Consider the following 25,238-nt stretch of genomic DNA (forward strand, 5'->3'; position numbering starts at 1 on the left):
CTTTTTACAATTATACTAAAAATTGTGCCAAGAAAACATGCTAGTTTTTTGCATCATATCCTATATTTTGGCTATAGCCCGATTTTTCGGGTATAGAGTTTAGGTAGCCATATTTTAAGGAGGAAATTGAAATGAAAACACTCGTAATCGGAGCAAACGGCAAGATTGGACAGCATTTGGTGCGCCTGCTTGCGAAACATCCGGATCACTCAGTGAAAGCGATGATCCGCAAATCCGAACAACGCCCGTTTTTTGAAGAGCTGAAAGCGGAAACAGTGGTGGCAAGCCTCGAAGGAAGCGTGGAAGAACTGCAAAAAGCGATGGCTGACTGCGATGCAGTGGTCTTCACAGCTGGCAGCGGCGCTTCGACCGGTGCAGACAAAACGATGACCGTTGATTTAGACGGCGCGGCAAAGGCGGTTGAAGCCGCAGAACTAGCCGGCATCGATCGCTTCATCATGGTCAGCGCCATCCATGCCGATGACCGCTCCCATTGGACCAAGGAAATGACGCCGTACTATATCGCTAAACACCATGCCGATCGCATCTTGCAATCGAGTAGCTTGGCGTATACAATCGTCCGACCCGGCTTATTGACAGACGATCCGGGAACTGGGCAAATTGCCGCCGCCGGGAAACTCGATCCCGGCAGCATTCCGAGAGAAGACGTCGCAGCTGTTATCGTCGCGTGCCTCGAATCCAATGACCTCACAGACAAAGTATTCGAGTTGACTTCAGGCGACAGCCAAATCGAAGACGCCTTGAAAAATATTTGATAAACCGCAAAAGCAGGTGAAGAATTTCTCTTCACCTGCTTTTTTCACGCTTTTGTATACTCCTGGCCTTTCCAATTGCGATAGCCGATCACCGCTTGGAAAACGAATGCGATCGAACAGACCACAATCGCGATATAGCCGAGCATCGTAATCGGCTGCATCAAAATCGACTGAACGACAAGCAATAGCATCAAAGCCGCGATTCCGAAATTGACGATATAGGGTTTGTTGTAAAATTTCTTCGATGCGATCCCGACAAAAACCGCCACCCCGATAATTGCGATAAACAACAACATATCCATTGAATTCCATCCTTTTTTGAAAGATTAAGTCATTTTCTAACATCAACTACAGTTACTATAGCATAATTCACATCCGGAAAGCGGCTTGCTTTCGGCTGAAACGACAGCCAAAAACCCCCAATCCATAAATATTGGATTGGGGGTTTTTAGCTCAATGCGCTTTTAATTCCGCTACAAGCTTCCGGTAGTAGTCAAAATCGAATTCGACGCTTCCTTTTTTATAAAACCATAGCACGGCATCTTTATCGCCGCGTTCGAGCATGTGCGTAACGACAGCTTTTGGGCTCGACACATCGACGCCTGCTTGGTCCGCTTCACGCAATTTCGTTAGCATTTCCTGTTTCGTAGCCATTTGGGCTTCCCCCTTTTTCATTTCGGCAACGCCCTCAAATCAAGCAATACCGGCAGTTCATTGAAATCAGGGCGCTGCATCAATTGGATCAAGCCTGATGCTGTGTCTTCCGGGCTGCTGAGTTTGCCGCTGCGCTTATAATCGCGGAAATGCTCGATCTGCGGAAAATCTTCTTCCCCGCTTTCCCGGATTTTTTCTTGCATACCGGTATCAATAATGCCCGGCGCGACCGAAACCGCTTTAAGGTTTTCATATTCAGCATCCAGACAGGTCGTGTAATGATCAAGGCCCGCCTTTCCGGCGCAATAGGCGCTCCAGCCTTTGACCTGTTTTCTGCCGGCACCTGACGAGATATTGACGATGCGGCGCGTCTTTAAGGACTCTGTCCCACGCAAGAAAGCGGAAGATAAAGCCATCGGCGCCGTCAAGTTCAAGGTGATGCTCTTCTCGATGTCCTGTCCATCATTCGCGGCGGCAAAGCCGATCGGTTCGACCGTTCCAGCGTTATTGACCAAAGTGACCGCTTCCGCCTCAAGTGCAATTTCTTTTGCCGCTCGTGACATGACTTCGGAAATCCCGGCGATATCGGTCAAGTCATGGCTGATGAACAGTGCACCTGTCCAGTCTTCAGGTTGCGTACGGGCAATGCCGATCACTTGATGGCCGGACGCTGCCAATTGCTTGCTGAGTGCAAGGCCGATGCCTTTCGAAGCACCGGTAATGATAAACGTTTCCATCTTCACACCTCCACTCCATTTTTCTCATACATGACTTCACCTGCAACGACCGTCATTTCCACTTCGGCGTTAAGCAATTGCTCCTCAGGCCCTTCAAACAAGTCGCGGTCAAACACGGTGAAATCCGCATCGAAGCCTTCTTTGATCAAGCCGCGGCGATGCTCCATGCAAATAGCTTGTGCACTGCCGTACGTATACAAGCGGATCGCTTCGAAGCGGCTGAGTTTTTGTTCCGGCAAATACCCTTCATGCGTCTCTTCAGGCTTTCTGCGTGCAACAGCCGCAAACAAGCCTTGGCGCGGGTCGACTTCTTCAATCGGCGCATCGGAGCCACCTGCACAGATGATGCCCTCATCCAATAGGGTCTTCCAGGCATACGATAACGCGAGACGGTCATCGCCGAGGCGCTCCACTACCCACGGGAAATCCGAAGGCACAAAACTTGGCTGTAGATCAAGCGCAACATCAAGGCGCTTCAAGCGTTCGAGTAAATCTTCTCTCAGCACCATCGCATGGATGAGCCGGTCCCGTTTGCCTTCAGGGGTTGGATGAGCTTCGATCGCATCGAGCGCTTTTTCCATCGCAAAATCCCCGATGACGTGAATAGCGACCGCTTCCCCGTGTTTTCTTGCTATGGACACGAGGCGCTTCAATTCTTCGTCGGAATGAATCGCCACCCCGCTAGTCGATGGGTCATCTGTATAAGGGCGGCTAAGTAATGCCGTTCTGCCGCCTATCGAACCATCAGCAAATAATTTCATCGGGCCCGGATCGATAAACGGTTCCAAATACTCGGCGTCATCCATCATTTCTTCAAAAGCCACGTGGGCGCGCAGCAAATGGGCGCGGAATTTCGTTTCCTTGCCGATGACATTATGGAAAGCTTGCAGCGGCCGTGAGTAATGGCCGTAATACCCCATATCTTCTGTATGGCCTCCTGTCAGCCCAAGCTTGAGCAAATCGTCGACCGAGGTTTTCAGCGCTTTCGTCAAATAGTCGACGCTCACTTCCGGCACGACTCCTGCGACGAGATCCTGTGCTGCATCGAGCAAATACCCTGTCGGTTCGCCGTTTGTATCACGCACGATGACGCCGCCCTCTGGATCTTCAGTTTCTTTCGTGATGCCTGCTAGTTCAAGCGCGCGCGAATTGGCGAGCACTGCATGGCGGCACACGCGTTTTAGCATCATCGGCGATTCGCAGATGGCATCGAGTTCGCTACGGTGGAAAATTTTCCGGTCGGGGAAATTGTTTTCATTCCATCCTTCTCCAATAAACCATTCATCTCCGGAATGGCCTTCCGTTGAGCGGATCAATTGCTGTTTCATTTCGTCTGAACTGTCGATTTTCGATAAATCGACACGCATCAACTTTTCTCCGTGCTGGATCAGATGCAGGTGGCTGTCAACAAGCCCCGGGTACATAGTACGTCCAGCCAAATCGATTTCCTTATCGGCTAGTTGACGCAATTCTTCGTAAGACCCTGTTTTTTCTATGCGATCGTCAGAGACCAGCACCGCTTCTACGGTCTCGCCTTCTGTCGCCATTGTATAAATTTGTCCCCCATAAATAAGCACCTTCATCTAAAACCACTCCTTTTCTCTTTGTTCATCATAAATATATTTTTCAGTGCATTCAATAAGTTTGGCTGGAAACGGCTAAATTTTTCTACGCCTGCCCGCTGATACAAGATTCCCCATTTATGATATACTATGCACAACTTTAGAAAGCTGAGGTGAGCTCCCGGACATGGGGGACGAATTGGACAGTATATTTTATCTTTATATCGCAACCGCAAGTATTCTTTTATTTTTTACCGCTTTTTTTGTTGGAGCGGAATTCTCCATCATCCGGGTGCGCTTGTCGCGCATCGAACAAGCCTTGTCGGAAGGGCGTAAAAATGCCAATTGGCTGGAAAAAATCAGCAATAATCTGGATTATTATCTATCCGTTTCGCGCTTTGGCATCGCAGTGACGGCAATCGGTCTTGGCTGGCTGTCTAAAAACATTGCCGAATTGCCTTCTGTACGTGCAGTGGCTGACAACGCTGGACCAAATGCGGCAGGCCCAATCTCTTATATCACTGTGCTCGTGCTGGTCTTTTCCATCCGGGCGATCATCGGGGAACTGGCGCCAAAAGCTTTGGCGGCCCAGTACGCAGAACGCGCGGCCTTTCGTCTCGCCCCTGCACTGAGCCTTGCGGGCAGTGTATTTGCACCGATTCTATGGCTGCTAAACGCAGCGGCACGGCTCCTCTTGCGGCCGCTCGGCATCCGGACTTTACAGCCGGAATACGGCCACTCCGAAGAAGACTTGAAGCATTTGATGCATGAAAGTTACCAAAGCGGTGAAATCAACCAGAATGAATTGGCGTATATGCAAAACATCTTTTCGTTTGATGAACGGCTAGCGAAAGACATCATGCTGCCGAGAACGCAAATGATTACTATTTCACTGGAAATGGATCATGATGAATTAATGGAAATTATTGAAGAACATCAATATACACGCTATCCCGTAACTGAAGACGGCGATAAAGACGCCATCATTGGCTTTGTCAATATCAAGGAATTGCTGACGAGCTACACGACAGCAGGAGATCTCTCGAAAAGCTTGACGATCCATGACTTGCCGTTCGTCCACGACCAGGCGCCAATCCAGGATGTTCTGCTGCACATGCAAAGCCAGCACGTCCATATGGCAATCGTTGTCGATGAATACGGCGGGACAGCCGGTGTCATCACTATGGAAGACATCCTAGAAGAAATCGTCGGTGAAATCCGCGATGAATTCGACCATGACGAAACTGATGATATCAAACGGATAGATCATCATAATTTCCTCGTCAACGCCCGGGTGTTGCTTTCAGAACTCGAAGCCCGCTTCCCAATCGAATTCGAAGAAAGTGAAGACATCGACACTGTCGGAGGCTGGGTCCAGATGATGGACACGGACATCGCAGAAGGCGGCGTCATTGACTTGACTGACTTCCGCTTTATCGTGCGCGAGATGGAAAACCACCAAATCATCACTGTCCAATTGAACAAGAAAAACAAATCATAGAAAAACGGCATTGCTAATGTAGCAATGCCGTTTTTTAAGTTCTCGAGACAGTTAAGAAGTCGTATTTTCCGAAGCTTATCGCTCGCTTTCCGTGGGCTCGCGCCCAAGCCTCCTCAGCCGCTGCGCGTCTTGCGGGGTCTTGGTCGTCTCGCTGATCCACTGGAGTCGAGCGAACACATCTCCAAATACTTGGATAGAACATTGATTTTTGAATGCGGAATAAGCGGTCTCCTTTTTCATTCATAACAGATCACAGACTTCTTTAACATTCTGAAGAAAAGGCATTGCTAATGTAGCAATGCCTTTTTTTCATTTACTTTTTGTCTTCCAAAAGTGATTTCTCGTATTCGAATTTCTTCATCAGCATCTCGCCGGTGTAGCCTTCTTCGATCAATTTCGCCAATACCGCTTTCGTCTGGTCATCAGCCGCTTCCGGATGCTCATTGCGGTCGATTTCCACGACACTGTCCTCATCGGAGATCCAGTCGGAATAGCTGCCGACATACAATTTCAAGTCTTCGTATTGTTTTTCGGCAAGCATGGCATATAGCGCAGCCGCCGTTACGCCGCTGCCGCAATATACGACAGCTGGTTCTTTTGGCTGCAGCAAGCTGCCGAACTCTTCGTCGGTCCGGAATGCGCCATTTGACACCAGTTGCGACCAATCGTAATTGCGTGCACCCGGGATGCGCCCGGCGACGGCGTCGATCGGTTCGTTGATGCCGGCATAGCGTTCCGCAGAACGGGCATCGATCAAGACGCCCAATTCTTTGCCATCGACGATTTGCTGGACGTCTTTACGCGTCGCAAGCAAGCTATCGTCAAACTCCGGCGTAATGGATGAAGCTGAATAGGATGTTGATTCTGTCGAAGTGGCAATGCCTTGCTGCTTCAGTTCGTCAAAACCGACACGGCTGATAAAAGCGTGTTCGAATCCGGCATAAGAAAGCAGCCACCATGCCCGCGCGGCATAAGGAGAGCCGCCCTGGTCATAGACGACGATCGAATCGGTCAATTCCAAACCTGCTGCTTGGAACAATTGCGTCAGCTGTTCTTTACTTGGCATCGGGTGGCGGCCGTTTTCAGACGCCATATCGGATAAATCGTTCTCCAAGTCCCAATGGATCGCCCCTTCAACATGTTCCGCCGCAAAGCTTTCGCTTCCCCATGCGGAATCCTTTAAGTCAAAGCGTGCATCGATCCAACGGTATTTCTCTGTATCTATCGTTTCAATAAAAACAGTCATATTATCCCCTGCCTTCCATCAATTTTTCGTGCAATTGCTTCCATTGAGCCAAAATTTCGCTTTGCTGCAACAAGCTGCGCTCCGATTCGATCTGCTCGATCGCCTGGCGCAACAGATGCTGACGGAGCCCTTCCGCTTCCTGTTCAATCCAGAATTCCGCCCATTCGATCAACGCGGTTTTTTCCTGTTCCAAGTAACGGCTTGCGTCCGGTTCCATCATTCCCTGTAGGGCGTCGCGCATCGCTTCTTTTTCATTTTTCTCAAAAAAGCTCTTGTTGTTTTTATAATACGATTTAGCCGTGGAATAATCGGCATCGTCAAACGGCTGGCCCGCTTCCAGTAACTGTGCTTCTTTCACTTCATATGGAAGGAACGAAAACTCCGAATTCCAGTCCTTCAGTTTGGCAGCATCGTCTTTAAAGCGTTCCGTCAATTTCTTCTCGACAAATCGTGCAAGTCGCAGATTGGTCACTCTCATCTCCTGTTGGAAATCAAAAGCGGTCATTTCCTGCAAATCGCGCAATGCCGTATCAAGCGCTTGCTTCGAGGATTCTCTTGCGAATAGCGAAGGGTTGAATGCTTCCTTGAAGAAATCGTTGAAGCGGTAAAATACGCGTTGTTTCACATAATACAGCAATTCGCCGAGTTCTTGGCTCGCTTCTTGCTCCAATACCGGCGCCATCGTTTCGCTATAGCGTTTGCGTACTTTCTGTTCCAATTGCTTTAATTCTTCCAAGCGTTCGTTTTTGCGTTCCAAGTTCTTTTCGGTCGACTGAATCAAATTGCGGAAACGGTCCACTGTCTTCTGTTCTTCTTCCGACAATGACTGGACCGCCATTCCTTTCAATTCTTCTTTCAGGAAATGCTGGAAGTTTTCTTCGAACTCCGGCATGCCGGAAATGTCGCGGTCTTTCAAGGCTTGCAGGCTCGAAACACCGAATAGGCGCGGGAAGCGGATGCCGAAACGCTGCAATTCGTTGCCGACATAGTCGATGACTGCCTGTTTTTCCTCTTCATTATTCGCCAAATCGATGGCGTTGACGACAAAGAACATCTTATCCATTTCGAACGCGTCTTTCACGCGGCCAAGCTGAATCAAAAATTCGCGGTCCGCACGGGCAAAGGCGTGGTTGTAATATGTGATGAACAACACAGCATCAGCATTACGGATATATTCGAATGCGACATTCGTATGACGCGCATTGATCGAATCCGCACCTGGCGTGTCCACTAGGGTAACACCGTTTCTTGTCAGCTCGCAATCGAAATAAAAGTCGATTTCCTCGACAAAACAACTGCGTTCTTCCTTAGCAACATACAAGCTGAATTCTTCGCGGTTTACGCGCAAGGTTTCGCCAAGATGTCCGGAAAAGGCTTCATAGCCGCCTTTAAAGGCCAGCAGGAACGATTTGTGGATTTGCTGCTCGGTCGTTGCATCGTCTGGCAGCGCATCGGTTTTCGCATAGGCTTGTTCCAATGTCTCCACTTTCACACCGAACACGGCAAATGAGTTTTTAACATCTTCGGTCATCGCCGAAACGGTTTTCAAGCGCACATCAGCGGTTTCATGCGGATGGGCGTCGGTCACCGGGCGGATGCGGTTGATGGTCGCAGTCGTCGGGTTCGGGGAGACTGGCAGCACCGTCTCGCCCATCAATGCATTCGAGAACGATGATTTCCCCGCACTGAATGCGCCGAACAAAGCAATGGTAAATTCCTGGCCTTTCAGACGCTTCGCTTTCCGCTTCAAATACTCGACCGTTTCCGCGAATCCACGCACCGGCTCCAAAATATCGGCGGTTTTTTTCACGCGTGACAGTACTTGCTGTTCATCAAAAGATGCCAGTTCGTGTGTCGGGGCACTTTCGCCATCGTCCCATTGCTGCTGTTCTTCCTCTTCGAGCATCGATGGCGTGAATTCCACCATGTCTTCAGCTGACAAATGAAACGCATCTTGCCATCCGGCCACTTGTTTTTCTGCCGCATCCATCTGTTTTGGCAAAATGGCGGTGAAGGATTTTTTCACTTTATCGATTGCTTCGTCCATTTCCTCGAGCGTGCGGATCGCAAGCACCTTTTGTTCAAGCGACTCGGATTTCATGTCGATCTCTGTTCCCGCATCGTCTGGAAGCCCTTCGAAGCCCTCCTTTTGGCGAGCTTTCCATGGATCGGTTTCCTGGATGAGCCAGCGCTGCACTTGGGCAGTCAGGCTCTTGCTGACATTGAGCACCGTATCCGCAGTCATCGTAGCCGTTTCGGGAACATTCTCCTCGACAACCGAGAACGGCAAGTCGAATTGCATCTTGTCGATTTCAAGCGACTCGGTGTCCGTCAAAAGGCCGGCTTCTCTGAGGGAGGTCTTCATCAATTTTTTTAAATGACCGGACATTTGTGAGTCGATCGTTTTCGACAGCTTGTCCTGCAAGTCTTGTTTACGTTTTTCCCGCTCTTCTTCGGTTTTCTTGCCGCTGAACAACAAGCCCACTTTGAATCCAGGTTGACGCGCTTCTATATAAGCACTGAGCGCATCCCTCACTTCATACGGCATGATATTGGCGTTTTCAAGCAGCTCTTTGCGCTTTTTCTCGAAATTCGATCGCCAATTGTCGTAATCCTGGACAGAACTGCGGCGCTTGATCAGTTCGTGTTCTTTTTTCAGGTCTTCGCGTGCAGCCCATTCTTCCTCTGACAACACATTTGCGAAGGCTTCGAGCCGCTCCGCTTTTTCATCTTCCAAAAAGCCGATGTGCTCATCTTTTAATTGACGAAGTGCAGACGCCGATGCTTCGCCGAGATGCCCTTGCCAATTGTCCATAACTGAGGAAACGAGCTGTTTCACTTCTGGAAATTCATTGCCCGGGAAGTCATGGACTTTCAATGAAGTGAAAAAGATGCCTTTCGGTTCAACGCCCCAAGCGGCAAAACTATCCGCAACCGATTGCTGGAATTCCGCGAACGACATCTCGCTTTCCTGATGCTTATCGATCTGGTTAACGATCAAATAAAGATCCGTGTATTTCTGCAATTCCTTTGTGAAATTGAAATTGAGTTCGGATTGCACATGGTTGTAATCCATCACGTAAAACACCATGTCGGCCACGTGCAAAGCCGATTCAGTCGACATTCTGTGGGCATCATCCGTTGAGTCGACGCCTGGCGTGTCCATGACGGTGATCCCTTCAGGCAACACAGAAGTCGAATGCCCGATGTCGATTTGCGTGACGTCCCCGCTCTTACAGAAATCCTTCACTGCCTGGAAATCATAGTTTTCAGGGAAATACACGGGACGGTCTCCCCTGCGGTTGACGATGGCATAGTCTTTTTCTGCCTTATGGACATTGACGATGTTCGCGCTTGTCGGAATCGGGCTCGATGGCAATAATGTCTCGCCCGTCAAAGCGTTGATCATGGACGATTTTCCGGAGGAGAAATGGCCGGCAAACCCGATGATGAATTGGTCTTTTAAGATTTTGCGCGCAAATAATTCCGCTTTTTCTTCACGTTCCGTATCTTCATTGTCTTTGAAAATCCGGTAAAGATGCGCTGTTTCGATTAATTCCTGTTTATGGTCTGTCGCTGTCATATGTATATCTCCTTCACCGTTACTTCTATTCATCATATCATTTTTTCAGCAGAACGAAAAACATCCTTCCATTACTGGAAGGATGTTTCTTCATAAAAATCCGTGGATCGACATGCCACCATCGATGAACAAAGTCTGCCCGGTGATATAGCCCGCTGCATCCGATGCAAGGAACACGACAGGCGAAGCGACTTCCGGCAACTCCCCGACGCGCTTCAGCGGTGTCACTGCAAGGATCGAATCCAGGTATTCCTGATCCGACAGCAAATTCTCCGTAAGCGGCGTACGGAAATACCAAGGGCCGATTGCATTGACGCGGATGCCCCGCTCGCCCCATTCCATCGCCATCACTTTCGTCATTTGAATAATTGCTGCTTTGGAAGCCGCATAGACGACACCTGTTTTCAACGCCCGGTCGCCGCCGACGGAACTGACGTTGATGATCGAAGCCCCTTTAGTCATGTGTTTCGCCGCTTCCTGGGAAAACATGAATACGCTTTGCGCGTTGGTATCCATGATTTTATGCCACTCACTATCGGTCGCATCATCCAGTTTCGAACGAATATTCATTCCTGCATTATTGACTAGGATATCGACCTTGCCGAACCGCTCAACTGCCGCTTCGACTGCTTGTTGGATATCGCCTCGGTCGGTCACATCAGCCACTGCATAGGATGTCCGATCGCCAGCCATTTCCCCCATCACTTGCTCGAGGTCGCTTTCGGTCCGTGCGACAAGCAAGACATTCGCCCCTGCTTCACCGAGTGCCAATGCAATCGCACGCCCGATGCCTTTGCCGGCTCCGGTGACGATCGCTGTCTTGCCTTCTAAACGAAAAGATGCCAACACAAGTAACCCCCCCTTTTAGTCATTCCTTATTCATCTTTTTGCTTTAATCCAATTGATAGATTTTTGCATATTTCGATTCCAAGTATTCGGCTAGATAATTTCCATTCAAGCCTTCGCCTGTCGCTTCTTCCAAAAGCTCAAGCGGTTTCTTGACAGCTCCGTGTTGGTGGACTTTTTCAGTCAGCCATTCGGTCACCGGGCCGATCTCTCCTTTTGCCAGCAATTCATCATAGTTCGGGATGTCTTTTTGCATCGCATTCTTGAACTGCGCTGCATATAGAAGCCCCAATGCATAGGAAGGGAAATAGCCGAAGCTGCCACCCGCCCAGTGGACATCCTGAAGTACGCCTTCTCCGTCATGTTCCGGGCGGATGCCTAAATATTCCTCGTATTTATCGTTCCATAAAACCGGGAGATCCTTCACTTCATATTCGCCGTCAAACAAGCCTTTTTCCAATTCATAACGAATCATGATATGGAGTGCATAAGTCAATTCATCGGCTTCGATACGGATCAATGAAGGCTTTGATTCATTGATGGCTTCTAAGAATTCATCGAGCGCCACGTGCTTGAATGAATCTGGTGCGTAAGATAGGAATTTTTCGTAGTTATGGCGCCAAAACGATTCATTGCGCCCCACAAAGTTTTCAAAAAACAATGACTGTGATTCATGGATGCCCATCGACGATCCACCGTCGACCGGCAAGCCGCTTAAACTACTGCTGATGTTCTGTTCGTACAAAGCATGGCCCGCCTCGTGAATCGTGCCAAAGACGGCCGTGCGGAAATCCTCTTCATCGTATTTCGTCGTTACCCGGACATCGCCACGGTTCACTGCGATCATGAATGGATGGACTGTTTCATCCAGTCGTCCGGCTTCGAAGTCATAGCCCAATTGGTTCAGCACATCCAAGCTGAAATCCTGCTGGGCTTGTTTCGGGAAATGCCCATATAAGAATTCGGTGTTCGGCTGGTTTCCAGACTCCTGGATTTGTTTGACGAGCGGCACGATGCGCTCTCTCAATTGCCCGAATACCTGATCCAGTTGTTCGGTCGTGACGCCTGGCTCATACTGGTCGAGCAAAGTATTATAGACACTGCCGTTTTTCATTCCCCAATAGCCGACAAAGCGTCTAGTCGTTTCCACGAGCTGCTCAAGGTATGGTTGGAACATGGCGAAATCTTCCTGCTCTTTCGCCTCTTCCCATACGGATTCCGCTTTGCTCGTCAAGATGACGAAATCGCGGTATTCTTTTGGCGGAATTTTGGCGTTCAATTGGTATTCACGGTCGGCTTCTTCCACAGAACGCTGCATTGCAATTGATAAACCGTCCTGTTTTTTCAGCTCAGCGATTAGCTTGCCATATTCCTCAGATGTCGACATCGCAAACAGTTCTGAAGACAAGGTCCCGATTGTCTCTGAACGCAAGTCTTGGCCTTTTTTCGGTGCGCCTGTCCGCATATCCCAATACAGCAAGGAGATGGCTTCGTTATAGCTTGTCATTTTCTGATGTAGTTCCTTGAATTGTTGTTCCATTGACACAATATTCCTCCTTCTTTACCGGTCTATTGTATCATAAGGAGTCTTTTCCCTGCCCCATCAGCTTTTGAAAATTTCAGTTCTATAGGCAGCTTTTCGGAAAAAGACAAAAAATCAGCGGGGAACTTCCCCGCTGATTCGTCACGTATTCTATTTAGCGATTTTTCGCCGGCACTGGCAAGACATTCTGCCAGAGGTGTTCAATGCGCAATTCCTCTTCGGTCAATAGCAAGTGGATTTCTCCATGGTCGGAAGAAGAACGGATGAGTCGTCCGACGCCTTGCTGCAGGCGCAGCTGCATGAACGGCAAGTCGATCTCTTCTAGCGGATGTTCGCTGAATTTACGTTTCGCGTCGAATACCGGATCACTCGGCGGCATCGGCAAGTCGACGATGATGACTTTCGTCAAGGCATCGCCAGGCAAATCCATCCCTTCCCATAGATGATGGGAACACAACACTTGGAATTTGCCTTCCTGGAAATCGCGCACGACGGACGATAGCTCACGGTCGCCTTCGAACTCGATGGCAAGTGGAGAGTCTGTCGGCACTGCGCGTTTGAAAGATTGCATGGCAGCTTTTGATTTGAACAACACCAAGGTTTGTCCGCCTTCCGCTGCCAACTCCAGTACTTTTTGCGCTTTTGCCTGCTGTTCAACCGGATGCTTGAAGATCTCCATCACTTCTTCGTATTCAAACGGAGACGGAACCGAGAACGATTCGAAATTGTCGATCCCCAAGGTATCCGCCAGATAAGTAAAATCCTTCGCGACGGACAATGTGGCGGAAGAAAAGACGATCGGCAGTTTGCCATCGAATAATTTCTCATCAAGAATATCCGTCACAAGGCGTGGCATGATGACCAAGGTTTCAATTTCATCTTTTTCTTCAAGCCAACTGATTGCGTCGCCATTTTCGACAAACAAGCCCATCGAGAAGTTATACTGCTCGAAATACTCCTCAGCCAAATTGAGTTCATATTCAGGAATGCTGAACAATTCCCCTTCAAAGACGAATTCTTCCAACAGGCTGTCGACGGTGCGGATCAATTCGGTCCCGATGCGTTTCAGCAACGGGTCTTCCTGGATTGCTTTGCGGTCTTCTTCGCTTGGGATCAAGTTACTGCGCAGTACACGGAAAAACTCGGTATGCAAATCGATGGTCCGTTCAATGAGGCCAAGTGTCTTTTCACGGACGCCGTCGACCATGACTTTTTCCGTCACATCGTAAAGCGAACTTTCCTGCACTTCATAAGTAAGCGCGCGCTGTGCCGCGAATTCCAGTAAGTGGCCTTCATCGAGCACGATTTGTGAAACTTCCGGAAGCAATGGCGCCTGGCCTTCGTGCTTGCGGTTTTCCTTTGTCCAAATATGCTCCATCAGGAAATCATGTGAGCAAATGACGAGGTCAGTCGCTTCCCGGTAATGGTTGCGGTGCAAGGTCAATCCGCATTTATTGCGCATATCGCAAGCGTTGCAGTTTTGGATCGGATGGTAATTGACTTGCTGCCACTGGTCATCCGTGAGTTCCGGATAACTTGAGCGTTCGCCATACGGATACATTTGCTGCATCGAATAGGTTTTGTTGACGAATTCGGGAAGCGTGTCTTCGATATGGTCGAGAAAATCCGCTTCGCTGCGTTTTTTCGCCCCTTCGAAGCGTTGCAAGCATAAATACTGGTCGCGCGATTTCGCAAGGCGGACATCCAGGTTCAAATTGAACAATTCATCCAACCGGTCGATATCGCCGCCTTTTTTCACCAATTGCTCGATCAATGCCTCATCGGCACAAGAAATGAGCGCCGGCTTGCCTGTATAGCGGGCATAGGCAATCGCTGGTAATAAATACGCCATCGTCTTGCCTGTTCCTACGCCAGCTTCTGCAAATAGCACTTGACGTTCTTTCAACGCTTTTTCCAATTGAAACGACATGAAAATCTGTTCATCGCGAAGTTCATACCCTTTTTCAGGCAGAATATCGTAGAAGATATCCCCGATCCAGTCGTTCAATGAGTCAAAGAACGTTTTATCTTTGGATAACGGAAATGGCAATGCTTGTCTCATATAAAACCCCTCACAGAGAAACGGAAGGGCTGGCGCCCTTCCGTTTTCCTCATTTATTTTTTGGACGTTCTCCCCAGAATTGGAACAGGTCCGTGCGGATAAAGCCATTATATAATTTGCGTTTTTTCGTCGCTTTTTGGCCGTAGAGTTTTTCAAAGCCTTCCATCGAAGACAGCATATAAACAGACCATGTCGGGTATTTCGAGAACATTTGTCCCATATCCCCAATCATTTCTTCGATGACTTCCACTTCACCGATCCGCTCGCCGTACGGCGGGTTCCCGATGACAACACCGTTCTCTTCAGTTGTTGTGAAATCTGTCACTTGACGCTGCTGCAAACGGATAATTCCTGCAAATCCAGCTTCAATGACGTTTTCTTCGGCAATTTGGATCATCCGGTGATCGATATCCGTGCCGAGAATATTAAGCGGCTGGTCGTAATCCGCTTGTTCTTCAGCTTCAGCGCGGACTTCTTCCCAGATCTTGGAACCGATCCATGGCCATTGTTCGCTATCGAATTCCCGATTATAGCCCGGCGCGATGTTCTGGCCGATCATTGCTGCTTCGATGACGATTGTCCCTGAACCGCAGAACGGGTCGACAAATGGGCGATCTGGGCTCCAGCGCGACAATTTGATAAGCGCTGCCGCTAAAGTTTCTTTTAGTGGTGCTTCGCCTTGCCCGACGCGGTAGCCGCGTTTATGGAGTCCGGCTCCGCTTGTATCGATCGATAACTGCACTTTGTCTTTCAGGATCGATACCTCAATCTTGAAGCGCGGTCCCGATTCATCCAAAAAGGCGTTGCGGTGATATGCTTTTTTCATGCGTTCAACAATCGCTTTTTTGACGATCGATTGGCAAGTCGGCACGCTGTGAAGTTTCGATTTGACCGATTTCCCTTGAACCGGGAATTCTGCATCGACAGGCAAGTATTTCTCCCATTCGATCGCTTTTGTCTGTTCGAACAGATCATCGAATGTCGTCGCTTCGAATTCGCCGGCGATCAATTTCACGCGGTCAGCGGTGCGCAGCCAGAGATTCGTTTTCGCAATATCGCGGGCAGTTCCTTCGAAAAATACTTTGCCATTGTCTGTCGTCGTTTCGTACCCAAGTTCTTTTACTTCATTCGCCACGATGGATTCAAGTCCCATCGCTGCAGTGGCCAGTAATTTATAACTAGTCATAACAACTTCCTTTCCGTCTTTCTAATACCTGTTTTAGACATATGGCAATGACTGCTGAAAATACCGAATGTTGATAGGCAGCAACTTGAACCATATATAATTTTTCACTTCAAACTTTTTTCATTCATATGAAGAAAGGCTCCCCAGCAGGAGAGCCTTTCAAAGATAATAAGTTAAGACCATTCAAAATTCTATAAGCCATGTTTTGTCTCCACGTACTCAAACAGCCAAAGCCTCGTACTAGCGGATGGCAATCATCTATCTGCGGATTCACTCCGCCTCTTCCGTCGGTTCATTTCCCTTGGAAAAGTGCCCCTACCATAATTTGGGTTTCTCACTCGCGGGGTTTACCTCGTTCCACCTGCATAGTTTCCTATACAGCTCCGTCACTGTGGCACCTTCAGGGTATTTCGGCCATATCCGAAGACTTAGGCGTTCTACCCGCCGTCAGCATAAATGCTGCCCCAGCTTATTGTTTCGCTGGGCGCGATCACTACGGTCATCGCAGATCCGTGTGAGCATGGACTTTCCTCTCCTGCATCAAGTGCAGGAGCGATTGCCAGAATTTCAAATGGCTAACTAAGTATACGCTATTCGGCTGCCGTTGACAAGCTTGTTATCGATTGTCGAGCTTATTGCCGAAGACGTGATTTTCCAAATGGGACAATCTGCGCAAAATATCAAAATTGGTGGTTCCAGGCGCGGGAGTTGCTTGCTTTTTTGGCGATTCCTCCAGCTCCGCGCGCAATCGGCGGTTTTCATTTTGCAATTGTTCGATTTTTTTGTTGTACAATTCATAGTCTTGAATGATTTCATCCAGGAAATGGTCCACTTCGTCCTGGTTGTAGCCGCGCATGGCTGTTTTAAAGTCTTTTTCAAGAATGTCTTTTGCTGCGTATTTAATATCCATTCGAATCGTCCTTCCATTAAAAGAAACTTCGTAAAATATGTCTATTCCTTACGGCTAGTATAGCATAAGCGATATTTAACGTGTTCTGTGAACCGTGGATTCGGCGGCTTTTTTTCGTTTTTTCTCCTCGAGCCGCAATTCACGCTTGGCCAAGTCGTCCACTATCGACTTCCTGACTTTCGTATGGCTGGCTGCTTCTTTTGCAAAGCCGGTCATGACGAGTGCCTGTGCCGGATCTTTGAATTGATGTTCGTGGAGTTTCGCTAAATGCACCCACGCCTCCACTTCCACCGGGCCACGCAAATGAGGCGCCGCTTCTTTGAACAATTGAAGCGCTTCCTCAAATTCGCCTTTGCGCTTTTTTTGCACTGCCAGCAAAAAGCGGGCAAGCGCACCGGCATCTCCGCGCTCAAGCGTGACGTGTTCTAGATAAGCGGCGCTTTGGTCGAATTGTTTCAAGTCTGCATACCATTTGCCGATATTCGTATAGGCGCCGCTCGATTCGCTCGAGAGATCCTCCATCAGTAAATCGGATGAACGGATGTACAGCGACACGAGCGACAGGATGTCCAGTTCATTATGGTACAGCACTTTCGCCAAACCTTCCGGAAAGCCGCTTTTGACCGCATCGAGGTAAATCGCGGGGATCAAATATCCCGGCACGTCCCCGCTGCGGGCAAAGCCGAGCTTTTCTTCTTCGATGACGCTGAGCTTGAGCCGCTGCAATTCGTTTTTCCAGATTCGTTTCGTGCCGTGGAATAAATCGATTTGCTTCGGGTCCGGCAGTTTCGGCAATGCCCCGCGGTGCATCGTCCAGCGCGAATGAAGCTGCGGCCAGTCGAAACTTTTGCCATTATAGGAGAAAATGATCGAGTCTTGGGCCTGCCATAAATTCGACTCATAGAGAAAAGCCGCTTCCTGCGACGGATCCGGCATGATCCATTGAGTCATTTCAAAGCTGTCTTGTTTACGTTCCAATACGCCGAGCAGGAAAATATACGCCCCCGTCCCACCGAGCCCCGTCGTTTCCGTATCGAAAAATACCAAAGGGGCTTCTTCAGAGAGTTTGAACGGATGATCATACTCAGTGTTCTTCCATGCTTGAAGCACACGGTCGAGTTCGCCCAGGACGACATTACCATGGCGGTAATCAAGCGGATATGCGATTTTCTTCTCAAACACAAAACCGAATTTATTTTCCTTCAAGGTCAAACCGATTTCTTTCCATTGCGTTTCGTGAGGCGGCCTTACAGGAGTCGTTTGCGCTTTTCGGGCTGCCGGTTTTTTATTCAGCATGCCTTTCATCTGCATCAACTTGTTCTCAAAAGACATACGCTCACCCCTCTTTCTCCAATTCCACGAGCAATTCGATGACGCGCCCTTTCATATCCATCGCCGCATCCTGAGCCCCTATGCACGACGGGCAACCGTCAAAGCATGGGCATTCCGTGACGTGCTGGCGCGCTTTTTCAAGCAATGGCTGCCATAACTCATAGATGCGTTCGCTGATACCGATGCCACCCGGGTAGGAATCATGAATGAAAAACGATGGCTGGTCGTTATGCGGCGATTTCACTTGCGATACGACGTGGACGTCCCTCCGGTCACATTGCACGAATATCGGGATAAAGCTTTCGATTGCATAAGCCGCACCGGTCATCATATCCGACAAATCCGAATCGCTGAAATCGGCTGGCTTGTCGAAGCTGAGCCAAGTCGATGAGGTATGCAATTCTTCAGCTGGAAGTGAAATCGGCCCTGAGCCAATATTGTCGTGTGTATCAAAGCGGATTTTCTTGAAAATCGTCGGCATGGCAAGAACCGCCACGTCGCCGTAATACACATTGGACTGGTGAAGCTTGCGATGCTTGTCTTCGCTGATCACTTTCAGTTCGATCGCCAAGTTCGCGTCCGTGAAATAATCGACGTCCACTTCGCGCACATACGCTTTTTTCTCTTCCCAATCCAAGATCTCCACTTGGAACTGGGTGCCTTGGTGAAGGTAGATCGCTTCTTCGTGCAGGAGCGTCATGGCACTGAAGCGGTCCATTTCGCCGATGACTTTTGTGTCGGCCGGAACCGATTGGTCGACGATGACGACGTTTTCCTGTGTCGCCGAACGCAAGGAAATATCGTGCGCCGGAAAACGGTCGCTCATCCAATGCCAGCGGTCTGATGTGCGGACGAGCACCCCTTCTTCCTGAAGGTATTCAAGCAATGACTGGACGTCAAATTCCCCGTACATATCATCTGTCGAGAATGGCAATTCAAACGACGCACATTTCAAATGATCCATGAGAATAATAATGTTCTCTGGATGGATGCGCGCTTCCTCCGGTGATTGGTCAAGAAGATATTCCGGATGGTTAATGATGTACTGGTCAAGCGCAGTCGACTGGGCGACATAGACAACGAGCGATTCATCCTGGCGCCTGCCTGCACGGCCTGCCTGCTGCCAGGCGCTCGCGATATTGCCTGGATAGCCGGTCATGATGCATGCCTGCAATTGGCCGATGTCGACACCGAGTTCGAGTGCATTGGTCGATACGACGCATTGAATGGAACCGTCGCGCAAACCTTTTTCGATGGCACGCCGCTCCGAAGGTAAATAGCCGCCGCGGTAGCCTTTAATCGATTCGTCCTGCAACTTATATTTCGTAATTTCGTTTAAATAAGTTACCAGCATTTCCACACGCACGCGTGATTTAGCGAACACGATTGTCTGGACGCCTTGCTTGACGAGATATGTCGCCAGATCACGCACTTCGAGCACCGCACTGCGACGGACGCCGAATGTCGGATGGACAATCGGCGGATTGTAGAACAGGATATGCTTTTTGCCTGCTGGCGCGCCGTTCTGGTCGATCAGCTCGTGGTCAGTGTTGGTCAAACTTTCAGCCAGCTGCTTCGGATTGGCAATGGTCGCCGACGTACAGATAAAGACCGGATCGCTGCCGTAAAAGTTGCAGATTCGTTTCAGGCGGCGGATAACGTGTGCCACATGGGTGCCGAACACCCCTTTGTAAGTGTGCAGCTCATCAATCACTATATAATGAAGGTTCTCAAAAAGAGACACCCATTTCGTATGATGCGGCAAAATGCCGGAATGGAGCATATCGGGATTGGTCATGACGATTTGTCCGGCCTTCCTTACCTTGGTGCGGATCGACGGGGACGTGTCGCCGTCATAAGTGTAGGACAAGATCGACTGCTCAGTCTTTTCAATTAAATCGTGCAAATCGCTTTTTTGGTCTTGGGCCAAAGCTTTCGTCGGAAACAAGTACAATGCCCGCGCATTCGGGTCGTTCAATATTTTGTGCAGCACAGGCAAATGATAGCAATACGATTTGCCTGATGCGGTTGGCGTCACAGCTGTAAACGAATTGCCCGCCTGCGCCAAGTCAAACGCCTGCCGCTGATGGGTATACAATTGTTCGATGCCTTTTTTGCGTAAAGCTTGTTTCAGGCTATCGTGCATCGCTTCCGGAAAATCGGCATAGCTTGCCGGTTTCTCAGGCTTCGTATGCCAATGGTAAATGCGCTCCATCATCTCCGGCTCCACTTTCCATTCGGCGAGGATTTCCGGTATTGTCTTTTTAATTCTCATTGTTTCTCATCGCCCTTTTCATCTATCGCTGTAAGCAAGGTCTGTATCGTATACTGAGCCGCTTGAATCGTCTGGACAAAACGTTTTTTGCTCGTATCTTTATAGAAACTTTGGACGAATACTTGCCCCATGCCTTCTGCCGCATTGTCGATTTGCAGCTTATGGACGTATTTCGGCCGTTCGTTCCGGATAAACATAAGCGAAGCATCTTTCCATTCATCTATGGCTGCATGCCATTTATCGGCATACGGTTTTACATCTTGAAAAAAATCAGGATCTGCATCCAGCTCACGCATTTTCTTGAAGCGTGCGAGACACATATCGCATTCGTGGTAAAGATCGGTTGATAATTGCTTGAGGTCCATTTTCTTCCCCCTCCATAGCCATTAGTTTATCACAATCCGGCAACCCATATACAGTTTGCCGAACAAGCATTCTTTTCAGTTGGAGATGGCTCAAAAATCCGCTATTATTAGGAATAAAGTTCGGAAACCTTTCATCATATTTATCGTCTAGGTGCGTGTGATATGATAAAGTAAGCGAGGTGTATCACAAATGGCAATCAATTACCCAAATGGGAAGAAATTTTCTCCACCGAAAGATCAGCCGGTGCAGAAGAAGAAAAAAGATGTTTCATTCAGCAATCGCGGGAAAACCCTGGAGGATGAACTGAACGAAACCAATAGTTTTTATTTACAGCGCGGGCTCGCCGTCATCCACAAAAAGCCCGTGCCGGTGCAAATCGTGCGTGTCGAATACCCGTCACGAAGCGCTGCAGTTATACGGGAAGCTTATTTCCAAGCCCCGTCTACGACCGATTATAACGGCATCTGGCAAGGCCGCTACGTCGATTTCGAAGCGAAAGAAACCGAAATCCGGACTTCTTTCCCGTTGAAGAACATCCACGAACATCAAGTGCACCATATGGCAGACATCATCCGCCACGGGGGCCTGGCCTTTTTGATCATCCGATTCTCTTCCCTCGACCGCTATTTTGTCTTGCCATTCGAAATACTGGAAACCTATTGGAAGCGAATGGCCTCTGGCGGAAGGAAATCGATGACTTTAGCGGAAGTGGAAGAAGCTTCGGTTGAAGTAAAGCCAGGTGCTTTCCCGAGAATCGATTATTTGTCCGTGCTCCATCAGCTAATGAAATAGCATATACATGAAAGTGAGGAAGCGCATGTGAGTGATAAGAAAATATCGCGTGAAGAACGCAGAAAATCAATTGAACGGCAACGGAAAAACTCGAACAAACAAAAGAAATCCGGTGCAAAAACATGGATTAAAAGAGGGTTACTGGCTATTGTAGCCTTGGCCGTCGCCGGCTTTCTATTCGGGGTCGTCTTATTCGCTGTCTATGCGTCCAGTGCGCCTAAACTCGACGAAGAACTGTTGAGAGACCCGATCAGCCCTGTTTTCCTGGCAAATGACGGTGAAACTGAAATCCCGTATTTCACCGCCCAAAACCGTGAATATGTCGAATATGACGACATTCCGCAAGTAATGGAAGATGCGATTCTTGCAACTGAAGACAATCGCTTCTATGACCATTCCGGAATCGATTTGATCCGCCTCGGCGGCGCGGTCGTCGCCAACATCACTGGTGGCTTCGGTTCTCAAGGTGCCAGCACCATCACCCAGCAAGTCATCAAGAACTCCTTCCTGTCCAATGAAAAAACATTGAAACGTAAAGCACAGGAAGCTTACTTGGCTTTCAAGCTCGAACAACAATATTCCAAAGAAGAGATTTTTGAGATGTATTTCAACAAAATCCTGATGTCAGGCAATACTTATGGCTTTGGTACTGCTGCTGAGCAGTTCTTCGGGAAACCAGCAGCTGAGCTTGAACTTCACGAAGCTGCCCTTCTTGCCGGAATGCCGCAAAGCCCGAACCGTTATAATCCGTTCAAGAACCCGCAAGCAGCTGAAGAGCGCCGCGATGTCGTCTTGAACTTGATGGAACAGCACGGGAAAATCGATGCAGCTCAAAAAGAAGAAGCGTGGAACACGCCAGTCGAATCCACCCTTCTTCCTGAAGATCAGCGCACCACAACGGAAGAAAGCACGGAATACACAGCATTCATGGAAATGGTTGTCGATGAGCTCGAAGCCCTCGAAGGCGATTATTCGCTCGATGAAGGCTTGACGATTTATACGACACTCGAACCGTATGTACAAGAACGCGTCAATGAAACGATGGAATCGGATCTCTTCTTCGATGACGAAGTTGAATCTGCCATGACAGTCGTCGATACTAAAACCGGCGGCATCAGTGCAGTCGGGGCGGCCCGTGAATACGAAGGCGATGTGCGCAGAAACTTTGCAACTGCTAGAGACCGCGTCATCGGTTCTACGATCAAGCCGCTCGTCAGCTATGGTCCGGCCATCGAGTACCTGGATTGGTCAACCGGACAGACATTGGTCGATGAAGAATATTCCTATAGCAGTGGACAGGAAATCCGCAACGTTGATGGCCAGTTCCTCGGGCCAATGACAGCGCGCGAAGCCCTGTACCGCTCACGCAATATCCCTGCAGTTAAAGCGCTGGCGGAAGTTGGATCTGACAACGCAACCGACTTTACAAAAAAACTTGGCTTGGATTTTGGCGGTATTTATGAGTCAGCAGCACTTGGTACGCCTGAAAAACAAATCTCTACCGTAGAAATGGCTGGCGCATTTGCAGCATTCGGCAATAATGGCGTATTTACCAAGCCACACACCATCAAGAAAATCGTCTTCCGCGACGGTTCGACGGAAGAAGTCGTCGCTCCTGAACCGGTGACAGCGATGAAAGACAGCACTGCATATATGGTGACAGACATGCTGCGTGATGCAGTCGATACAAGCATTGCCGGTGCGACTGGCAAAGAAGCCGCCATCAGCGGACTCGATATGGCCGGTAAAACCGGGACATCTAACTATTCTGAAGATAAACTTCAAGAATATAATCTTGATGCGACTTCTGCACGTGATGTCTGGTTTGCCGGGTACACAACTGATTATTCAATCTCAGTGTGGAGCGGCTATCCTAATGTTGAAACACCGATCGACACCGCTTCAAACGAACGCCTGCTTGCACAGCGTTTGTTCAAGCAAGTGATGAGCCAGATTTCTTCACCGGAAACGGCAAGCTTCCAACAGCCGGACTCGGTATCCCAGGAAGTGATCGAAGTCGGCACTGAACCACTTCGCCTGGCGAGCCCGTTCACCCCGTGGAGCATGCGCAGTGAAGAATTGTTTGCAAGGGGGACGGAGCCCAGTACAGTATCAGAGCGATTTGTGGCAGACCCTGACCGACCTTCTGGATTAAGAGCAGACGTCAGCGGCTCAACAGCTAACTTGAGCTGGAGCCATGGTTCGGATGATGTATCATTTGAAGTTTCCGTCAACGGCGAAGTGCTGACGACAACAGATGACACCAGCTATTCTTATGATGGCCTGGAAGAAGGCGTCACATATACATTCCGCGTCGTCGCCACTCAAAATGGCAGACGCAGTGACCCGGCTTCCACGACCATCGAGATCACGCCTCCTCCTGAAGAGGAGCCTGAGGAAGAGCCGGAAGAAGAACCTGTTGAAGAAGAACCAGTAGAAGAAGAACCGGCTGAAGAAGAGCCAGCTGAAGAACAACCGGCCGAGGAAGAACCTACTGAAGAAGAGCCTACTGAAGAAGAGCCGGTTGAAGAGGAACCGGCTGAGGAGGAAGAAGCCACCGAAACTCCAGATGATCTCGTAGACATTCCTGAGCAGCCGGAAGAACCAGAAGAAGGTAACCAAGAAGGATCAGGCAGCAATGCCTCATCCAACCAAAACGGCAATCGCAATGGAAACGAGAATGGCAACGGCAGTGGAAGCGAGAACGGTAACGGCAATGGTAATAATAACGGTAATAACTCAAACACCGAGGACGATGAAGAGGCATCTTGATTTTTCGTCCCAATTTTAAAAGGCCAATCCTAGAATTCTAGGGTTGGCCTTTTTTTACGCAAAAACCCCGGGCAGAAATGGTTTCTGCCCGGGGTTCAATCATTCACTCAGCTGGGTAGCCGATCTTTATGCGTGCTATTTTCTTCTTTAGCTCCATGAATAATTGCTCCAGCTGTCGTGAAGCTGCGTGTGCACTTTTGGAGTTTCTCACAAACTCAAGCCGCTCGCGTTCATTCAATGGAGATGGTGCTGCACTTCCGAACAGGCCATCCAGCGTTTGTCGCAATGCTTCGTAAACCTTATAGCCTTGTGCAATGAGCTCATGGCAGTCACCCGCATGCTGCTGAACACAGGATTGGATCTCCTGTTTTAGGTCAGCCCAGTCATCGTAAAACGGCGAGACGGACTGATCAATTGATTTCCGTGACAGCATCATGTTTCACTAGCCCTTTTTTATCGCGTTTTTTCCCTTCCCGGCAACGGTCGAATAACGGGCATACGTGACAGCCGGGGTTTTGCGCCTTGCAGTGGTAGCGCCCGAAGAAAATGATTTGGTGATGGGTTTTCGACCAATCCTCTGCAGGGGTTTTCTTCATGATCGTCTCTTCCACTTGCAAGGGAGAATCTTTCCAACGGCATAAGCCGAGCCGTTTCGAAACACGTTCGACATGCGTATCAACAGCTAGCGCCGGTTTATTGAAGGCAACAGAAACGACCACATTGGCGGTCTTTCTTCCGACGCCTGGCAAAGTCATGAGCAGGTCGCGGTCTTCCGGCACACGCCCGCCGTGCTGCTCAATCAGTATCCGGCTAAGAGCCTGGATATTTTTCGCTTTATTGCGGAACAAGCCAATCGACCGGATGTCCTGTTGCAATTCTTCCAAAGGAACCGAAAGATAATCTTCCGGTGTATGGTATTTCTCAAACAGGTCTGCCGTCACTTTATTGACGAGCTTGTCGGTGCATTGTGCAGATAACAATACCGCAATGACTAAATCGAACGGATTGCGGTGGATCAATTCACAATGTGCATCGGGAAACATATGGTCCATTTCCTCAAGGCAAGCCAGCCATTCCTTTTTCGTCATCATCCTA

The 25,238-nt window shown here is 49.1% G+C and carries 20 protein-coding genes and 1 other RNA gene; 4 read left to right on the top strand and 17 right to left on the bottom strand.

What is annotated here, in order from left to right; genetic code table 11:
• Window positions 1-131 precede the first annotated feature (131 nt).
• Entirely contained in the window at window positions 132-776 is a 645-nt protein-coding gene (locus M1Q06_RS09345) for an SDR family oxidoreductase (RefSeq protein ID WP_434399445.1), read from the top strand.
• Between the two features lie 44 nt (window positions 777-820).
• Here M1Q06_RS09345 and M1Q06_RS09350 read toward each other — a convergent pair whose 3' ends face one another.
• The 4 genes from M1Q06_RS09350 to M1Q06_RS09365 all read right to left on the bottom strand — a co-directional run bounded on the left by M1Q06_RS09350 (window position 821) and on the right by M1Q06_RS09365 (window position 3,750).
• Window positions 821-1,078 (bottom strand): hypothetical protein, encoded by a 258-nt coding sequence (locus M1Q06_RS09350; RefSeq protein WP_434399446.1) that lies wholly within the window; start codon window positions 1,076-1,078, stop codon window positions 821-823.
• A 151-nt stretch (window positions 1,079-1,229) separates the two neighbouring features.
• Window positions 1,230-1,430: a hypothetical protein gene (locus M1Q06_RS09355; RefSeq protein ID WP_434399447.1), complete on the bottom strand. Its 201-nt coding sequence runs from the start codon at window positions 1,428-1,430 to the stop codon at window positions 1,230-1,232.
• Between the two features lie 17 nt (window positions 1,431-1,447).
• Window positions 1,448-2,167, bottom strand: a complete 720-nt coding sequence (locus M1Q06_RS09360) for an SDR family NAD(P)-dependent oxidoreductase (protein WP_434399448.1) — start codon at window positions 2,165-2,167, stop codon at window positions 1,448-1,450.
• A gap of 2 nt (window positions 2,168-2,169) precedes the next feature.
• Window positions 2,170-3,750 carry an amidohydrolase gene (locus tag M1Q06_RS09365; protein ID WP_434399449.1) on the bottom strand — a complete coding sequence of 527 codons (1,581 nt, stop codon included), beginning with the start codon at window positions 3,748-3,750 and terminating at the stop codon, window positions 2,170-2,172.
• Window positions 3,751-3,916: 166 nt separating this feature from the next.
• On the opposite strand from M1Q06_RS09365, the gene M1Q06_RS09370 reads away from it, so the two are divergent.
• Window positions 3,917-5,230: a hemolysin family protein gene (locus M1Q06_RS09370; RefSeq protein WP_434399450.1), complete on the top strand. Its 1,314-nt coding sequence runs from the start codon at window positions 3,917-3,919 to the stop codon at window positions 5,228-5,230.
• 313 nt (window positions 5,231-5,543) lie between these two features.
• Here M1Q06_RS09370 and M1Q06_RS09375 read toward each other — a convergent pair whose 3' ends face one another.
• The 11 genes from M1Q06_RS09375 to M1Q06_RS09425 all read right to left on the bottom strand — a co-directional run bounded on the left by M1Q06_RS09375 (window position 5,544) and on the right by M1Q06_RS09425 (window position 20,578).
• A complete protein-coding gene (locus M1Q06_RS09375) occupies window positions 5,544-6,476 on the bottom strand; it encodes a sulfurtransferase (RefSeq protein ID WP_434399451.1) in 933 nt (310 codons plus the stop codon).
• 1 nt (window position 6,477) lies between these two features.
• Window positions 6,478-10,059, bottom strand: a complete 3,582-nt coding sequence (locus M1Q06_RS09380) for a dynamin family protein (RefSeq protein WP_434399452.1) — start codon at window positions 10,057-10,059, stop codon at window positions 6,478-6,480.
• A 90-nt stretch (window positions 10,060-10,149) separates the two neighbouring features.
• Complete coding sequence (locus tag M1Q06_RS09385) at window positions 10,150-10,908, bottom strand: SDR family NAD(P)-dependent oxidoreductase (RefSeq protein WP_434399453.1); 759 nt, start codon at window positions 10,906-10,908, stop codon at window positions 10,150-10,152.
• Window positions 10,909-10,951: 43 nt separating this feature from the next.
• A complete protein-coding gene (locus M1Q06_RS09390) occupies window positions 10,952-12,445 on the bottom strand; it encodes a carboxypeptidase M32 (protein ID WP_434402858.1) in 1,494 nt (497 codons plus the stop codon).
• Between the two features lie 157 nt (window positions 12,446-12,602).
• Window positions 12,603-14,510, bottom strand: coding sequence for an ATP-dependent DNA helicase (locus M1Q06_RS09395; RefSeq protein ID WP_274623491.1), 1,908 nt, complete (start codon window positions 14,508-14,510; stop codon window positions 12,603-12,605).
• A 49-nt stretch (window positions 14,511-14,559) separates the two neighbouring features.
• Window positions 14,560-15,696, bottom strand: a complete 1,137-nt coding sequence (locus M1Q06_RS09400; RefSeq protein WP_121297553.1) for a THUMP domain-containing class I SAM-dependent RNA methyltransferase — start codon at window positions 15,694-15,696, stop codon at window positions 14,560-14,562.
• 189 nt (window positions 15,697-15,885) lie between these two features.
• Window positions 15,886-16,264, bottom strand: an RNA gene (rnpB, locus tag M1Q06_RS09405) — RNase P RNA component class B.
• Between the two features lie 48 nt (window positions 16,265-16,312).
• Window positions 16,313-16,606, bottom strand: a complete 294-nt coding sequence (gpsB, locus tag M1Q06_RS09410; RefSeq protein ID WP_068869266.1) for a cell division regulator GpsB — start codon at window positions 16,604-16,606, stop codon at window positions 16,313-16,315.
• 75 nt (window positions 16,607-16,681) lie between these two features.
• Window positions 16,682-17,938 carry a ribonuclease H-like domain-containing protein gene (locus tag M1Q06_RS09415; RefSeq protein ID WP_434399454.1) on the bottom strand — a complete coding sequence of 419 codons (1,257 nt, stop codon included), beginning with the start codon at window positions 17,936-17,938 and terminating at the stop codon, window positions 16,682-16,684.
• Between the two features lie 4 nt (window positions 17,939-17,942).
• On the bottom strand, window positions 17,943-20,213 hold the full coding sequence (locus M1Q06_RS09420) for a DEAD/DEAH box helicase (RefSeq protein ID WP_434399455.1): 2,271 nt from the start codon (window positions 20,211-20,213) through the stop codon (window positions 17,943-17,945).
• Entirely contained in the window at window positions 20,210-20,578 is a 369-nt protein-coding gene (locus tag M1Q06_RS09425; protein ID WP_058380589.1) for a YppE family protein, read from the bottom strand. Before M1Q06_RS09425 ends, M1Q06_RS09420 begins: the two co-directional genes overlap by 4 nt.
• Window positions 20,579-20,768: 190 nt before the next feature.
• On the opposite strand from M1Q06_RS09425, the gene recU reads away from it, so the two are divergent.
• Window positions 20,769-21,371 (top strand): Holliday junction resolvase RecU, encoded by a 603-nt coding sequence (gene recU, locus M1Q06_RS09430; RefSeq protein WP_274623486.1) that lies wholly within the window; start codon window positions 20,769-20,771, stop codon window positions 21,369-21,371.
• Window positions 21,372-21,398: 27 nt separating this feature from the next.
• Window positions 21,399-24,143, top strand: coding sequence for a PBP1A family penicillin-binding protein (locus M1Q06_RS09435; protein ID WP_434399456.1), 2,745 nt, complete (start codon window positions 21,399-21,401; stop codon window positions 24,141-24,143).
• 103 nt (window positions 24,144-24,246) lie between these two features.
• Here the strand turns inward: M1Q06_RS09435 and M1Q06_RS09440 are convergent, their stop codons facing one another.
• Both M1Q06_RS09440 and nth read right to left on the bottom strand, forming a co-directional pair.
• A complete protein-coding gene (locus tag M1Q06_RS09440; RefSeq protein ID WP_121297558.1) occupies window positions 24,247-24,579 on the bottom strand; it encodes a YpoC family protein in 333 nt (110 codons plus the stop codon).
• Window positions 24,554-25,234 carry an endonuclease III gene (gene nth / locus M1Q06_RS09445; RefSeq protein ID WP_434399457.1) on the bottom strand — a complete coding sequence of 227 codons (681 nt, stop codon included), beginning with the start codon at window positions 25,232-25,234 and terminating at the stop codon, window positions 24,554-24,556. Before nth ends, M1Q06_RS09440 begins: the two co-directional genes overlap by 26 nt.
• Between the last annotated feature and the right edge of the window lie 4 nt (window positions 25,235-25,238).

Source organism: Planococcus sp. 11815, from assembly GCF_051096385.1.
In the GTDB taxonomy this organism is placed as follows: Bacteria; Bacillota; Bacilli; order Bacillales_A; family Planococcaceae; genus Planococcus; species Planococcus citreus.

Excerpts from the sequence above, each read along its gene's own strand:
- M1Q06_RS09345 (WP_434399445.1), top strand. The coding sequence starts at position 132 with ATGAAAACACTCGTAATCGGAGCAAACGGCAAGATTGGACAGCATTTG.
- M1Q06_RS09350 (WP_434399446.1), bottom strand. The coding sequence starts at position 1,078 with ATGGATATGTTGTTGTTTATCGCAATTATCGGGGTGGCGGTTTTTGTC.
- M1Q06_RS09355 (WP_434399447.1), bottom strand. The coding sequence starts at position 1,430 with ATGGCTACGAAACAGGAAATGCTAACGAAATTGCGTGAAGCGGACCAA.
- M1Q06_RS09360 (WP_434399448.1), bottom strand. The coding sequence starts at position 2,167 with ATGGAAACGTTTATCATTACCGGTGCTTCGAAAGGCATCGGCCTTGCA.
- M1Q06_RS09365 (WP_434399449.1), bottom strand. The coding sequence starts at position 3,750 with ATGAAGGTGCTTATTTATGGGGGACAAATTTATACAATGGCGACAGAA.
- M1Q06_RS09370 (WP_434399450.1), top strand. The coding sequence starts at position 3,917 with ATGGGGGACGAATTGGACAGTATATTTTATCTTTATATCGCAACCGCA.
- M1Q06_RS09375 (WP_434399451.1), bottom strand. The coding sequence starts at position 6,476 with ATGACTGTTTTTATTGAAACGATAGATACAGAGAAATACCGTTGGATC.
- M1Q06_RS09380 (WP_434399452.1), bottom strand. The coding sequence starts at position 10,059 with ATGACAGCGACAGACCATAAACAGGAATTAATCGAAACAGCGCATCTT.
- M1Q06_RS09390 (WP_434402858.1), bottom strand. The coding sequence starts at position 12,445 with ATGGAACAACAATTCAAGGAACTACATCAGAAAATGACAAGCTATAAC.
- M1Q06_RS09395 (WP_274623491.1), bottom strand. The coding sequence starts at position 14,510 with ATGAGACAAGCATTGCCATTTCCGTTATCCAAAGATAAAACGTTCTTT.
- M1Q06_RS09400 (WP_121297553.1), bottom strand. The coding sequence starts at position 15,696 with ATGACTAGTTATAAATTACTGGCCACTGCAGCGATGGGACTTGAATCC.
- gpsB (WP_068869266.1), bottom strand. The coding sequence starts at position 16,606 with ATGGATATTAAATACGCAGCAAAAGACATTCTTGAAAAAGACTTTAAA.
- M1Q06_RS09415 (WP_434399454.1), bottom strand. The coding sequence starts at position 17,938 with ATGTCTTTTGAGAACAAGTTGATGCAGATGAAAGGCATGCTGAATAAA.
- M1Q06_RS09420 (WP_434399455.1), bottom strand. The coding sequence starts at position 20,213 with ATGAGAATTAAAAAGACAATACCGGAAATCCTCGCCGAATGGAAAGTG.
- M1Q06_RS09425 (WP_058380589.1), bottom strand. The coding sequence starts at position 20,578 with ATGGACCTCAAGCAATTATCAACCGATCTTTACCACGAATGCGATATG.
- recU (WP_274623486.1), top strand. The coding sequence starts at position 20,769 with ATGGCAATCAATTACCCAAATGGGAAGAAATTTTCTCCACCGAAAGAT.
- M1Q06_RS09440 (WP_121297558.1), bottom strand. The coding sequence starts at position 24,579 with ATGATGCTGTCACGGAAATCAATTGATCAGTCCGTCTCGCCGTTTTAC.
- nth (WP_434399457.1), bottom strand. The coding sequence starts at position 25,234 with ATGATGACGAAAAAGGAATGGCTGGCTTGCCTTGAGGAAATGGACCAT.